At 70.2% G+C, this 12247-nt stretch carries 14 protein-coding genes; 6 read left to right on the forward strand and 8 right to left on the reverse strand.

The genetic code is table 11. The annotated features are described in order from the left end of the window. Window positions 1–227: 227 nt before the first annotated feature. Together DK389_RS31215 and DK389_RS31225 are read left to right on the forward strand one after the other, a co-directional pair. Window positions 228–1118, forward strand: a complete 891-nt coding sequence (locus DK389_RS31215; protein ID WP_162560980.1) for a DUF4214 domain-containing protein — start codon at window positions 228–230, stop codon at window positions 1116–1118. Between the two features lie 539 nt (window positions 1119–1657). Then, window positions 1658–3118 carry a peptidoglycan L,D-endopeptidase MepK gene (locus DK389_RS31225; RefSeq protein ID WP_109895657.1) on the forward strand — a complete coding sequence of 487 codons (1461 nt, stop codon included), beginning with the start codon at window positions 1658–1660 and terminating at the stop codon, window positions 3116–3118. A gap of 39 nt (window positions 3119–3157) precedes the next feature. Here the strand turns inward: DK389_RS31225 and DK389_RS31230 are convergent, their stop codons facing one another. The 4 genes from DK389_RS31230 to DK389_RS31245 all read right to left on the reverse strand — a co-directional run bounded on the left by DK389_RS31230 (window position 3158) and on the right by DK389_RS31245 (window position 7407). After that, the gene (locus tag DK389_RS31230; RefSeq protein WP_109895659.1) at window positions 3158–3418 is read right to left on the reverse strand and encodes a hypothetical protein; all 261 of its coding nucleotides are present in this window, start codon (window positions 3416–3418) and stop codon (window positions 3158–3160) included. A gap of 251 nt (window positions 3419–3669) precedes the next feature. Next, window positions 3670–6363, reverse strand: a complete 2694-nt coding sequence (gene ppdK, locus DK389_RS31235; protein ID WP_109895661.1) for a pyruvate, phosphate dikinase — start codon at window positions 6361–6363, stop codon at window positions 3670–3672. 183 nt (window positions 6364–6546) lie between these two features. Continuing rightward, window positions 6547–6699: a DUF3096 domain-containing protein gene (locus tag DK389_RS31240; protein ID WP_109895663.1), complete on the reverse strand. Its 153-nt coding sequence runs from the start codon at window positions 6697–6699 to the stop codon at window positions 6547–6549. Between the two features lie 69 nt (window positions 6700–6768). Beyond that, window positions 6769–7407 carry a L,D-transpeptidase gene (locus DK389_RS31245; protein ID WP_109895665.1) on the reverse strand — a complete coding sequence of 213 codons (639 nt, stop codon included), beginning with the start codon at window positions 7405–7407 and terminating at the stop codon, window positions 6769–6771. A 217-nt stretch (window positions 7408–7624) separates the two neighbouring features. Here DK389_RS31245 and DK389_RS31250 point away from each other — a divergent pair, with 217 nt between their 5' ends. Together DK389_RS31250 and DK389_RS31255 are read left to right on the forward strand one after the other, a co-directional pair. Then, window positions 7625–8068, forward strand: a complete 444-nt coding sequence (locus DK389_RS31250) for a VOC family protein (RefSeq protein WP_109895667.1) — start codon at window positions 7625–7627, stop codon at window positions 8066–8068. Between the two features lie 88 nt (window positions 8069–8156). Further along, window positions 8157–8408: a hypothetical protein gene (locus DK389_RS31255; RefSeq protein WP_109895669.1), complete on the forward strand. Its 252-nt coding sequence runs from the start codon at window positions 8157–8159 to the stop codon at window positions 8406–8408. A gap of 14 nt (window positions 8409–8422) precedes the next feature. Here DK389_RS31255 and DK389_RS31260 read toward each other — a convergent pair whose 3' ends face one another. Further along, window positions 8423–8866 carry a Crp/Fnr family transcriptional regulator gene (locus DK389_RS31260; RefSeq protein WP_109895671.1) on the reverse strand — a complete coding sequence of 148 codons (444 nt, stop codon included), beginning with the start codon at window positions 8864–8866 and terminating at the stop codon, window positions 8423–8425. A 25-nt stretch (window positions 8867–8891) separates the two neighbouring features. Here DK389_RS31260 and DK389_RS31265 point away from each other — a divergent pair, with 25 nt between their 5' ends. Continuing rightward, entirely contained in the window at window positions 8892–9794 is a 903-nt protein-coding gene (locus DK389_RS31265; protein WP_236960470.1) for a thioredoxin domain-containing protein, read from the forward strand. Here DK389_RS31265 and DK389_RS31270 read toward each other — a convergent pair. Further along, window positions 9791–10012: a hypothetical protein gene (locus tag DK389_RS31270; RefSeq protein WP_194075142.1), complete on the reverse strand. Its 222-nt coding sequence runs from the start codon at window positions 10010–10012 to the stop codon at window positions 9791–9793. The genes DK389_RS31265 and DK389_RS31270 overlap by 4 nt on opposite strands. 215 nt (window positions 10013–10227) lie before the next feature. Between DK389_RS31270 and DK389_RS31275 the strand changes: the two genes are divergently transcribed. Next, window positions 10228–10422, forward strand: a complete 195-nt coding sequence (locus DK389_RS31275) for a con-10 family general stress protein (protein WP_109895673.1) — start codon at window positions 10228–10230, stop codon at window positions 10420–10422. 162 nt (window positions 10423–10584) lie between these two features. On the opposite strand, the gene DK389_RS31280 is transcribed toward DK389_RS31275, so the two are convergent. Both DK389_RS31280 and DK389_RS31285 read right to left on the reverse strand, forming a co-directional pair. Then, complete coding sequence (locus DK389_RS31280) at window positions 10585–10980, reverse strand: hypothetical protein (RefSeq protein WP_109895675.1); 396 nt, start codon at window positions 10978–10980, stop codon at window positions 10585–10587. Window positions 10981–11438: 458 nt separating this feature from the next. Next, window positions 11439–12239 carry a response regulator gene (locus tag DK389_RS31285; RefSeq protein WP_109895677.1) on the reverse strand — a complete coding sequence of 267 codons (801 nt, stop codon included), beginning with the start codon at window positions 12237–12239 and terminating at the stop codon, window positions 11439–11441. Window positions 12240–12247 lie beyond the last annotated feature (8 nt).

Consider the following 12247-nt stretch of genomic DNA (forward strand, 5'->3'; position numbering starts at 1 on the left):
TGGACAAGCTCGATCTGACGATCAGTCGGATCGACACTGCACATCGTCGCTCCGTCACACGTAAGTCGCGAAACGTACGTAGGATGTAGAACTATAAATTCTTGGGCGCGCGCAAATACGACTGACGACAGCTTTGGCGCAACTGCTGGTGCAAGCCGGCCACACGCAGGACGGTGGGGCAATCCAGAAGATTCTGTCGGGGGCGGCAATCCGCTTGGATGGGCGCCATGACATACCAGTTCACGGACATGACAGACGGCCGCGGTTTGACACCCGGACTCTTCACCGACCTCGGTGGATCGGGCGAGGGGGAGGCGTCCGGAGGTGGAACGCCGAATCCCGGCTCGGAAAATCACACTTGGTTCGGATCCTACACGCACTACGTCGGCAGCACCGGCGGAGAGGTCTACGCCCTGTATAACGGCCTGCTGGAGCGAAATCCCGATCCGTCGAGCGACTACTGGCTGACATTGCTCACCCAGGGCGCGAGCCTCGAAGAGGTGACCCAGGGCATCCTGACCTCGCCCGAGGGTCAGACCCACATCAACGCTCCCGACACGGCGGGCTACGTCGAGCAACTCTACCAGACGGTGCTCGACCGGCCGAGCGACCCGGCGGGCGCCGCCTTCTGGATCGCGAGCCTCAACAGCGGCCTGTCGCGCGCCGCGGCGGCGGACGGCTTCGTGTTCTCGGCTGAGCACATCGGCCAATTGCAGCCCGCCTTCGATGCCGGCATTTTCGTGCCCGACCCGACGGCCTCGAACATCTCACGGCTCTATTACGGGTTGCTCGACCGGTCTCCCGATGCCGGCGGCCTGCAGGCGTGGCACACGCAGGCCGATTTCGGGACGTCGTTGTCGGCCATCGCCCAGGGCTTTCTGCTGTCCCCGGAATACGCGGCCCAGCATCCGACATCCCCGACGGACGCGGCGTATGTTGGCGACCTCTACGAAGGTGCGCTGGGCCGGGCGCCGGACGCCGCGGGCGCGCAGTACTGGGAGAGCGCCCTCGCTTCCCAAACCCTGACGCGGGCGGAGGTCGCCGTCGGCATCTCTGAGAGTGCCGAGGCCCACGCGTATCTCAGCGCTTTCATCGAGGAGGGCTGGCTCCTCGCGTAGGCGCCGGCGATGGGCGTGCCGGGCCGATGTCGTCGGGACCGGCCCCGCGGACGGTCAGGCCGCGCGGCCGGGTCGTTCGGTCCGCGCCCGCAACGCCGGGCCGTTCGGCGGCCGCCCGCCGATGATCGGGCCGCGCCGGCGCAGGCCGGCAGCCACCTCGAGATCCGCGCGATCCTCTGTGCTGCCGCGCCTCGCGCCCGCCGCCGGCGCGGGTGTTGCCTGCGGGGCAGGCCGCGCGGCCTGATCTCGGTACGCATCGGGACGGAACGCCCAGGTGCCTCCGCCGCGCGCGTGCGTCAGCACTCTTGCCGGCCATTTTTCGCCACGGTTGCGCCTTAGCGGTTGACCGGAAGCGGCGGTGTTCAGCCTGCGGACCCGATAACCCGGCCTTTACGGTTTTCGGCAACCCTGCGTTCACCATGACGTCCGCGCCCGGCGCGGCATCTGGCAGAGGGTGAGGACATCGTGCGTAGGCGCTTGCGAGCCGGGTCGAAGCCCGCCCCGAACCACCCTTCCGCCCCCGACGTTCCCTCAGCACGATTTCTCTCCGAAGCGCGGCGCTCGCCGCTTCGGCAATCGGCCTCACCCTCCTCGGCGGGACTAGTGGCACCCAGGACGCCGTCGCCAACGGCGACACCCGCTCGCTGACGATCTTCCACACCCACACCAAGGAGAGCGCCACCATCACGTTCCGGCGGGACGGGCGCTACGACCGGGCCGGCCTCGACCAGCTCAACTGGATCCTGCGCGACTGGCGGTCCGACGAGAAGACCAAGATGGATCCCCGCCTGTTCGACACGGTGTGGGAGGCCTACCGGCAGCTCGGCTCCTCGGAGGCGATCCACATCGTCTCCGCCTACCGCTCGCCCGGCACCAACGCGATGCTGCGCCGCCGCTCCCGGGCGGTCGCCGAGTTCAGCCAGCACATGCTCGGCAAGGCGATGGACTTCTACCTGCCCGACGTCTCGATCGACCAGATCCGGGGAATCGGCATGCGCATGCAGCGGGGCGGCGTCGGCTGGTATCCGCGCGCCGGCTCGCCGTTCGTGCATCTCGACGTCGGTTCGGTGCGCTCCTGGCCGCGCATGAGCCACGACCAACTCGCCCGCCTGTTCCCGGACGGCAAGACCGTGCACCTGCCCTCCGACAACCGGCCGCTGCCCCGCTACGAGGAGGCCCGCGCCGAGATCCTGGCGCGAGGCGGCACCGTGCTCGGCGTCACCGCGGTCGCGCAAGCCGAGGAGGACGAGGGCCCGAGCATCAAGAGCTTCTTCGCCGGGCTGTTCGGCGGCGGCACCAGCGCACCGGCGCCCGCCGCGGTGGCATCCGCGCCGTCCCGCAAGACGAAGCCGGTCGTGGCCGTCGCGAGCGCCGACCCGGAGGACACGACCGGTACCCGCGCCGCCCTCGCCTACGCGGCGCCGAACGCCAACGGTGCCCTGCGCGACTCGCTGCTCCAGCGCAACGGGCGGGATGCGCAGAGCCTCCTGACCGCGCAATCGCCCCAGGCCGGAGAGGCGCCGCAGGCCAGAGAGGCGCCGGCGGCCCAGGCCGAGGCGGTCGCGGCGCCGCTGCCGCCGCGCCGGCCGTCCGAATTCGCCGCCGTCGCCGAGGCGCTGGCGATGCCCCTGCCGCCGCCGCGCCCGGTCCAGCTCGCCGGCCTCGGCATCGTCGGTATGGCCCAGGCCGCGCCCGTCTCCGCGGAGACGCCCGCGCCCATCCGGAAGGTGTCCCTGGTGGCGCCGGACGCCGACGCGAAGGTCCAGCTGCGCGCGCTGTTCGATGCGGTCTCGGCGACTGGCGGCCCCGTTTCGCCGCCGCGCTCGGCGCCGGTGCACGTGGCGCTCGCGCGGCCGGTGGCCGACGCGGCGCCCGGCCCCCTCGTGGCCGAGCCCGCGAGCCTCGTCGCCAGCCGCTTCACCCGCAACGGACCGGGCGAGGACCTCGCCACGGGCCGCTTCACCGGCTCGGCGATGCGGGCCGTGCCGGGACAGCGCTGAGGCGCGGACCCACCGATCTCCGCCCCGGTAGAGGGCGTCCTAGAAGGGCTTGCGGCCGTGGTTCACGGCGAGTGCCGTGACGAGGGTGCCGAGATAGCCGCTACCCGCGGCGTCGGCATTCGCCATCCGCTCGGCGTCGCTGCCGCACTGGGTCGCCACGGCGAAGACGACGAGGCCCGCCGCGGCGGTGCCGCCGATGGCGGCCAGCGCCCACAGATAGGCTTTCTCGACCGCCCGGTGGACCGGGACGGTGACGGGATTCTCGCCGATGTAGAGGGGGGTCGGGCTCGGGTCGTTCATGGCCGTCGTTCCCGCGGGAGGCTTCGCCCGGGCGGACTGGATGGCGCTCGCACGCCGCAATCCGCCGCAAGCACCTAACGTGCCGATGCGCCCTCGGTTCGCACGCGCACGGGAATTTTTCCACCGGATTTTCGGCCGTGCCGGCGATCGGTGAAGCACCGAGCGCCGAAATCTCAGGGCAGCGTTAAGAAACCCGCCGCAAGCCGCTCGCGGAGCACGAGTTTTCCCCGCATTCCACGAACAGCCCCGCTTCAGCCCTCACCGGCGGTGCGGGCGCCAAGGGCGGCCTGCGCGGCGGCGAGGCGCGCGATCGGCACCCGGTAGGGCGAGCAGGACACGTAGTCGAGCCCCACCTCCTGGCAGAAGCCGATCGAGGCCGGGTCGCCGCCGTGCTCGCCGCAGATGCCGAGCTTGAGGTCGGTCCGCACCGAGCGGCCGCGCTCGGCGCCGATGCGCACGAGCTCGCCTACGCCCTCCTGGTCGATCGTGACGAACGGGTCGAAGGCGAGGATGCCCTTCTGCGTGTAGGCCCCGAGGAAGGTACCGGCATCGTCGCGGGAGATGCCGAGCGCCGTCTGGGTGAGGTCGTTCGTGCCGAACGAGAAGAACTCCGCGGTCTCGGCGATCTCGTTGGCGCGGAGCGCCGCCCGCGGCAGCTCGATCATCGTGCCCACCTGGTAGTGGACGGCGGTGCCGGTCTCGTCGGAGACCGCCTTCGCCATGGCGTCGATCCGCGCCTTGACGATGTCGAACTCGGCCTTGGTGAAGACGAGCGGCACCATCACCTCGGGGGTGACGGGCGCGCCCGTGTCCTTGGCAGCCTGCACCGCGGCCTCGAAGATGGCGCGGGCCTGCATCTCCGCGATCTCCGGGAAGGCGATGGCGAGGCGGCAGCCGCGGAAGCCCAGCATCGGGTTGAACTCGGAGAGTTCGCGCATCCGGTACCGGAGCTTGTCCTCCGAGACCCCGATGCCGGCGGCGACCTCGGCCACCTCGGCGTCGGTATGCGGCAGGAACTCGTGCAGCGGCGGGTCGAGCAGGCGGATCGTGACGGGCAGGCCCGACATGATCGTGAACAGCTCCAGGAAGTCCTGGCGCTGATACGGCAGGATCTTGGCGAGCGCCTGCCGGCGCCCGTCCACGTCGTCCGAGAGGATCATCTCCCGAACGGCGACGATGCGGTCGCCCTCGAAGAACATGTGCTCGGTGCGGCAGAGGCCGATGCCCTCGGCGCCGAAGTTCCGGGCGGTGCGGGCGTCGGTCGGCGTGTCGGCGTTGGCGCGGACCTTCATGGTGCGCACCGCGTCGGCCCATTCCATCAGGGTGGCGAAGTCGCCGGAGAGTTCCGGCTCCAGCATCTTCACCTCGCCCTGGAGCACCTGCCCGGTCGAGCCGTCGATGGTGATGCGGTCGCCGGCCTTCAGCGTGACGCCGCCGACTGAGAGGGTGCCGGCCTTGTAGTCGATGCGGATCGTGCCCACGCCGGAGACGCAGGGCTTGCCCATGCCCCGGGCCACCACGGCCGCGTGGCTCGTCATGCCGCCGCGGGTGGTCAGGATGCCCTCGGCGGCGTGCATGCCGTGGATGTCCTCAGGCGACGTCTCGATGCGCACGAGGATGCACTTGCGCTCGGCCTTCTTGGCGGCCTCGGCATCCTCGGAGTTGAAGACGATCTCGCCCGTCGCCGCGCCCGGCGAGGCGGGAAGCCCGGCGGCGATCACCTTGCGCTCGGCCTTCGGGTCGATCGTCGGATGGAGGAGCTGGTCGAGGGCGCCGGGCTCGACGCGCCCGATCGCCTCCTGGTGGCTGATAAGGCCCTCGCTCGCGAGGTCGACAGCGATCTTGAGGGCGGCCTTGGCCGTGCGCTTGCCGTTGCGGGTCTGGAGCATCCAGAGCTTCCCGCTCTCGATCGTGAACTCCATGTCCTGCATGTCGCGGTAATGGTTCTCGAGGATGCCGTAGATCCGCGTCAGCTCGGCGAAGCTCTCGGGCATCGCCCGCTCCATCGAAGGCTTGTCGGACTTCGCCTCCAGCCTCGCCTTCTCGGTGATGTCCTGCGGCGTGCGGATGCCCGCCACGACGTCCTCGCCCTGCGCGTTGATCAGAAACTCGCCGTAAAGGGCGCGTTCGCCGGTCGACGGGTTGCGGGTGAAGGCGACGCCGGTGGCGGACGTGTCGCCCATGTTGCCGAACACCATCGCCTGCACGTTGACGGCGGTGCCCCAGCTCTCCGGGATGCTGTTGAGCTCGCGGTACTTCTTCGCGCGCGGGATCATCCAGGAATTGAACACGGCGCCGATCGCGCCCCAGAGCTGGTCCTCGGGCTGCTGCGGGAAGTCGGAGCCGTGCTCGCGGCGCACGATCTCCTTGTAGGTGCCGACGAGGTGCTTCCAGTCCTCGGCGCCGAGATCGGTGTCGAGGTTGAGGCCCTTGCCCTCCTTGTAGTGCTCGAGCGCCTCCTCGAAGGCGTGGTGCTCCACCCCGAGCACCACGTTCGAGTACATGGTGATGAAGCGCCGGTAGGAATCGTAGGCGAAGCGCTGATCGCCGGCGCCGCGGGCGAGCGCGCTCACCGTCTCGTCGTTGAGGCCGAGATTCAGCACCGTGTCCATCATGCCGGGCATCGAGGCGCGCGCGCCCGAGCGGACCGAGACGAGGAGCGGGCTCTCCGCGTCCCCGAAGGTCCGGCCGGTCAGCGCGCCGACCTGAGCCAGCGCCGCCCGGACCTGATCTTTCAACTCAGGCGGGTATTCCTTGCCGTGATCGTAGTAGTAAGTGCAGACCTCGGTGGTGATGGTGAAGCCGGGCGGCACGGGAAGCCCGAGGTTCGACATCTCGGCGAGGTTCGCACCCTTGCCGCCGAGGAGGTTGCGCATCGAGGACTTACCCTCGGCCTTGCCGTCGCCGAACGAGTAGACCCACTTCGTCGTGCCGTCGGTCGCCATATCGATCCCGTCCACTTCGCAGATTTGTGACAGCCCCGAGCTTATGGCGGCGGGTTGGACCAACTCCTGCTGCAATGCAAGATGAACGGCATAGCATCGCACTGCGCAGGGATTGACGCTCCCCGCCTCCTGTCACCGCGCGGTCGAGCCGGCGGCCCCGGTCCGACGCGCGGACCGCGACCGTCAAGATAGAGCGCGGAAGAGGCCGAGGCCAATCACACCCACGAGGATGAGGTAGGCGGCGACGATGTAGTGGAGGAGCTGCGGGCGCAGCAGGATCAGCACGCCCGCCGCGATGGCGAGGATGGGCTGCAGCTTCGCGATCGTGATCGTCATGGATCTCTCATCCGGCTTCGTCCGCGACGGGGCGCGCGCGACGCCCGGTCCCGTCAGGCCCGGCCCGCCTCAGACGCGATACTTGCCGTTGCGCTTGATCAGCACCGTCGTCCCGACCGGCACGCGCTCGTAGAGATCGACGATGTCCTCGTTGAGCATGCGGACGCAGCCCGAGGACAATTGCTCGCCGATGCTCCAGGGCTCGTTGGTCCCGTGGATGCGGAACAGGATGTCGCGGTTGCCCTGGTAGAGGTAGAGGGCGCGCGCGCCGAGCGGGTTGTCGAGGCCGCCCTTGCGGGTGCGCGGCAGGTCGGGATTGAGCGAGACCATCGTGGTGGTCGGGCTCCAGTCCGGCCAGACGCCCTTGCGGCCGACGCGGGCCTCGCCCTTCCAGGAGAAGCCGAGTTTGCCCACGCCGACGCCGTACTGCACGGCCGTGCCGTCCTCCTGGACCAGAGCGAGCTGGCGCTTGTCGATGTCGACCACGATCGTGCCGGGCTTCTCAGGGCCGCCGTAGCGCACGATCTGGCGCCGGTACTTCGGGTCCAGGCGCGACTTGTCGACGAGCGGGACGTCGTAGGGCTTGTCGGGCATGGACCCGATGTACCAGGCCGAATCGTCGTCGGCCGCCACGTTGACCGGGCCGCGGCTGTTGCAGGCTGCGAGCGGCGCGATCAGCATCGCGGCGATCAGGATGCGGCGGTTCATGCGCCCCCCATGCTGGTTTCGTCTCGATCGGGCCCTTGCTAACCCCTCCGGGCCGGATCCGATGTGACTTTTGCGCCGCATCGCGGCGCCAATGACCCGGCCGTCTCGGGGCGCTCACGGTTTCGGGAACGGGTGTCCGCGAGAGTACGAAGGCGCTCGCAGCCGCGTCTCCGGCGCCCTATCTGCCGGTGGCGACGACAGCGCGAGGGGGTGTCCGATGGCCGACACGCAGATCCTGCCGAGCGAGGCCGCGACTGGTCCGGACCCGGAGCTTCGCCCCGCGATCCACCTCGACCATTGCGTGATCCACGTCTCCGATTGGGACCGCTCGACCGCCTTCTACCGGGACGTGCTGGGTGCCGAGGTCATCCCGGTCGGGCGCGGCGTCGTCTTCCGCTTCGGCGGCGTGCAGCTCAACGTGCACGGCCCCGGCCAGATCGGCGAGCCGCGGGCCGACAAGCCCGTCATGCCCGGCAACAGCGATCTCTGCTTCCGCTGGTCGGGCAGCGTCGAATCGGCGATGGCCCATCTCGCCGCCCAGGGCGTGCCGGTCGAACTCGGACCCGTCACCCGGCACGGCGCCGCCGGCGAGGGCACCAGCGTCTATTTCCGGGATCCCGACGGCTCGCTGATGGAGTTCATCACCTACACGAGCGCGTGATCGATCGCACATCGGGCGGGAGGCGCGGCGCTGGCCTGCAACCGGGGCCGTCCCCATATCGTTGGTCAGCCAACCGAATCCGGAGACGATGATGATACGGACCATCCTGGTGGCCGCTTCCGCCCTCGCGCTCACCGCCGCGGCCGCTCAGGCGCGCGGCGGCGGCTCGTCGGGCGAGGGCGACGGCTACCTGCGCCAGCAGTTGCAGAACCCGGGCTACATCGAGCCGAGCCCCTACGCCTACCGCAACGGCTACCGGCCAAACGACCGCGGCGCGGAGTACGAAGCCTATCGCCGCGGATACCCGATCTACGGCGAATGGGGCTGGAAGTACCGCTGATCGGCGAATCGCCGTCAGCCCCGGCTCTGGGCGAGCGCCTGGTTGGTCTGCTCCAGGCGCAGAGCCAGTTCCCGCATGACCGCGATGCTGATCTGCGGAAACTGGCTCAGCAATTCGAGGAAGACGCCGCGGTCGACGCGCAGGGCCGTCGTCGCGGTCTCGGCCGTGACGGTGGCCGAACGCGGCTGATCGGCGAGGATGCCCATCTCGCCGACGAGGGCGTTCTCCGTCAGCAGCGCCAGCCGGAAGGGTCCCTGCGCGCCCTCGATCGAGACGGCGGCGCTGCCCTCCAGGATCAGGTAGGCCGCGTCGGCGACATCCCCTTGCGAGAAGAAGCGCTGGCCGGGCTCGAAATGGACGCGCTCGCTCGTGAAGGCGAGGAGCTTCAGGCGGGCCGGCTCCACCTCGCGAAACAGCGGCACTTGCCGTAGGGACAGGACCTCGGCGTCGAGGGTCATGATTTCGCTCCGGGAGGCGCCAAGGTTGGACGGTCCGTTCGATACGATCGGCAAACGCCCGTATCCATGCGGGTTGCGCGCGGCTTGTCCAGAGGCCGCCGCACCGGGCAGCGGCGCCGTCCCGCCTCCGCGATCGGCCGCGTCCCGTGCGCTGGCGTGCCTGCTCGCGCTTGCCGGCTTCCTGCCGCTCCCGGTCGCGGCCCGCCTCGGCCGGGCCGAGATGTCGGCCGTTGCCGTGGCGCCGTCGGCGGGAGCGCGCGCGCCCCTCGACCTCGCCTTCGTCGAGGCGGAACGCGAGCACCCGACGAGCCTCGGGGCGGAGATCGGCGGGCACCCCGCCCTGCTCCTGCCCGTCGACTACACCTGCGGGAACGTCTGCGACCCGATGGTCTCGCTCTCCGCCGCCGCGCTGCAGGCCACGGGATTGCGCCCGGGCGTCGACGTTCGGCTCATCCTCGTCGGTCTCGATCCGCGGGACGGCCCGGCCGCGGCCCGCGCCCTCCTCGCCCGTGACGGCGCGGGCGATGCCCTCGGCGAAGGGTTCCGGGCTCTCGTCGGCGACCGGGCCGCGATCGACCGGCTGACGGGCGCGCTCGGCTACAGCCTCACCACGGATCGCGAGGCCGAGGCGATCGTCCATCCCGCCGCGGCGCTTCTCCTCGCGCCGGACGGTCGCCTCGCCCGAGTCCTGTCGCCGCTGGCGCTGAACGGCCGCGACCTGCGGCTCGCCATCGTGGAGGCGGGCGAGGGCCGGATTGGCGATCTCACCGACCGCTTCACGCTGCTCTGCTACGGCTTCGACGCGGCGACCGGGATCTACACGCCCCTCGTCCGCCGAATCCTGACGGCTGCCGCCCTGCTGACCCTCCTCGCGGTCGCGGCCGGGCTCCTGCTGCTCGGGCGATCGTCGCGGCGGGCCGCCCGCTAGGTCCGGTCGGTGCCGAGGCCGGGCCGGCGCTCGCTCGGCGGAGACCGCTTGATGCTGGCATTCGGTTGGGGCGAGTCGATCGGCTCCTCACGGGTGGTGGGCGTCGGGCTGTCCTCCGGCGCGGGCATCGGGGGCAGCGGCTGCCGGTTCGGCTCGGGAGCCTCGGCGGCCTTCGCCCCGGTCCCGACTGCGCCCTTGGCCATCTCGCGGTTCGTCATGTCGTGATCTCGCGCCTCGTCGCTTCGTTGTGCGCTGCCCGGTGCGCCGGCCGCACTGCGCGGCACGAAACAGAATATCCGCGCCGCGCGGTCATGCCCGCACAACGCATCGGCAGGTTCCGGGTTGCCGCTTTCGTGACGCAGGCTGAGCAGAGGAACCATCGGTTATTGGTGAAGGTTGATCCGGGTGTGAGGCAAAGCCTGAGGAGGCGCTGATGGCAACTGGAAATTCGACCTCGAAGCGAGGTTTCGCGTCGATGGATCTCGAGCGGCAGCGCGAGATCGCGAGCAAGGGCGGGCGCAGCGTCCCGGCCGAGAAGCGCTCGTTCTCGCAGGACCGCGAACTCGCATCGTCCGCCGGCCGCAAGGGCGGTCAGTCGACCGGGACGGGCCGCGGCGGCGCCGAATAACGATCTCGCGGAGGGTGGCGCCGGCCCGGAGGGGGCGGCTTCACCCTCGGCCCACGGATGGCACGAACAGATGGCACGAACGAGAAACCCCTCGCCGACAGCGAGGGGTTTCTCGTTCGTGCGGATGCTGACGCCGGGGTGGATGTCGAGGCGGGGCGCGGCTCAGGCGATGCAGCGGCCGGGAACCATGCGGCGCGCCTCGGGCCCGACCAGGGAGCTCAGCGCGCCCTCGCAGCCTTCGCGCATGCGGCGGGGCCGCACGGGGGCCGGCTCGCCCGCGTCGGTGGACGGAGGCTGCGACAGGGCCGGGGTCGCGTTGGCGGGCCGGGGCGCGGTCGCGACGCGGATCGGGCTCAGCGCCGTCGAGACGGGCCGCATGCCCGGGAGGGGCGCCTGGGTGGGGACGGCGACCGTGGCCGGTGCCGGAACGGCGATGGGCTGCGCCTGTGCGGCGATCGATGTCCAGCTATCCGCCGTCTGGCGGACCATCGGATGGACGAGAAGCGTCAGCACGACGGCCGGACCCGCTACGCCGAGGATGATGCCAGACCGAAGCATCGTCACGATCTCCGATGGGAGCTTGACAGGATGTCGGGACAACGCGAGTGGCGGGTTACTGGTTCCTTAACTGCCCAGGTCTAGCTCTGAGTGAGTATTCACCTCTGCCGACGTGGGGCATCGGGGCTGGTCCCCGCTCCTATCCACAGCGAGGCTGTGGCGAGAAAGACGCAGGATCGGGAAAAAGCGCGCCTTGGCGGAACCGCGCAGGCCCCGGCCCGTTAGCATGACACCCGGCCACCTGGTCCTCCCCGCATTCCCCTTGTGCATTGGCCGGAACCTTCGAACGGGTCGGATCCCCTCCGGCCCGTTTTTTCTTGGCCGCTTTCCCCGAAGTCGCTCCGGTGCATCACAAGTGGACCGCGGCCCAGCGTCCGCCGAGAAGATCGCGCAAAACGAAAAACCCCGGCTTTCGGCCGGGGCTCGTCGGTCTCGTCGTGCTGCCGGCGGGCGCGGCGTCAGGCGGTGCGGGCTTCCCGGCGGCGGGCGCTCTGCTGGAAGAACAGCGCCTGGCTGATCACCGCCGACACGTTGGCCGGCTGGAAGGGCTTGGCGATGAGGAAGGCCGGCTCCGGCCGCTCGCCGGTGAGGAAGCGTTCCGGGTAGGCGGTGATGAAGATCACCGGCACCTCGAAGGTCTTGAGGAGGTCGTTGACCGCGTCGAGGCCCGAGGAGCCGTCCGCGAGCTGGATGTCGGCGAGGATCAGCCCCGGCCGCTTGTCGCCGGCGAGCTTGATCGCCTCCGTGCGGGTGCGGGCGACGCCGATCACGTTGTGGCCGAGACCCTCGACCAGGGCCTCGAGATCCATGGCGATCAGGGGCTCGTCCTCGATGATCAGGATCTCGGTGGCCATGTCAGCGGCGAGTTCGCGGCCCGCCTCGTCCACGAGGTCGCGCACCTCCGAGACGTCGACGTCGAGGATGATGGCGGCATCCTCCTCGGAGAAGCCTTCGAGGCAGGAGAGCAGGAAGGCTTGGCGGGGCAGAGGTGTGATCTGTCCGAGACGGACTTCGGCGGGCAGGTCGTGCTGCACCTGCTCGCTCTGGCCGTTCACAGAGAGCGAGTTCCAGATCCGGGTGAACACGCGGAACAGGTCGGCCTTGACGTTGGCGCTCCGGCCGAGCGTCTCGGGCTCGTTCACCAGCGTCTCGAGCGTGGCCGCCACGTAGGCGTCGCCGGCGACTTGGCTGCCCGTCAGCGCGCGCGCATAGCGGCGCAGATAGGGCAGGTGCTGCACGACGAGTTGAGATGTCGACATTAGATCCC

Source organism: Methylobacterium durans (assembly GCF_003173715.1).
In the GTDB taxonomy this organism is placed as follows: Bacteria; Pseudomonadota; Alphaproteobacteria; order Rhizobiales; family Beijerinckiaceae; genus Methylobacterium; species Methylobacterium durans.

Bases quoted from the DNA above. Each gene is read 5' to 3' on its own strand.
- DK389_RS31275 (WP_109895673.1), top strand. From the start codon at position 10,228: ATGGCAACTGGAAATTCGACCTCGAAGCGAGGTTTCGCGTCGATGGAT.
- DK389_RS31270 (WP_194075142.1), bottom strand. From the start codon at position 10,012: ATGACGAACCGCGAGATGGCCAAGGGCGCAGTCGGGACCGGGGCGAAG.
- DK389_RS31245 (WP_109895665.1), bottom strand. From the start codon at position 7,407: ATGAACCGCCGCATCCTGATCGCCGCGATGCTGATCGCGCCGCTCGCA.
- DK389_RS31215 (WP_162560980.1), top strand. From the start codon at position 228: ATGACATACCAGTTCACGGACATGACAGACGGCCGCGGTTTGACACCC.
- DK389_RS31230 (WP_109895659.1), bottom strand. From the start codon at position 3,418: ATGAACGACCCGAGCCCGACCCCCCTCTACATCGGCGAGAATCCCGTC.
- ppdK (WP_109895661.1), bottom strand. From the start codon at position 6,363: ATGGCGACCGACGGCACGACGAAGTGGGTCTACTCGTTCGGCGACGGC.
- DK389_RS31255 (WP_109895669.1), top strand. From the start codon at position 8,157: ATGATGATACGGACCATCCTGGTGGCCGCTTCCGCCCTCGCGCTCACC.
- DK389_RS31240 (WP_109895663.1), bottom strand. From the start codon at position 6,699: ATGACGATCACGATCGCGAAGCTGCAGCCCATCCTCGCCATCGCGGCG.
- DK389_RS31250 (WP_109895667.1), top strand. From the start codon at position 7,625: ATGGCCGACACGCAGATCCTGCCGAGCGAGGCCGCGACTGGTCCGGAC.
- DK389_RS31280 (WP_109895675.1), bottom strand. From the start codon at position 10,980: ATGCTTCGGTCTGGCATCATCCTCGGCGTAGCGGGTCCGGCCGTCGTG.
- DK389_RS31285 (WP_109895677.1), bottom strand. From the start codon at position 12,239: ATGTCGACATCTCAACTCGTCGTGCAGCACCTGCCCTATCTGCGCCGC.
- DK389_RS31260 (WP_109895671.1), bottom strand. From the start codon at position 8,866: ATGACCCTCGACGCCGAGGTCCTGTCCCTACGGCAAGTGCCGCTGTTT.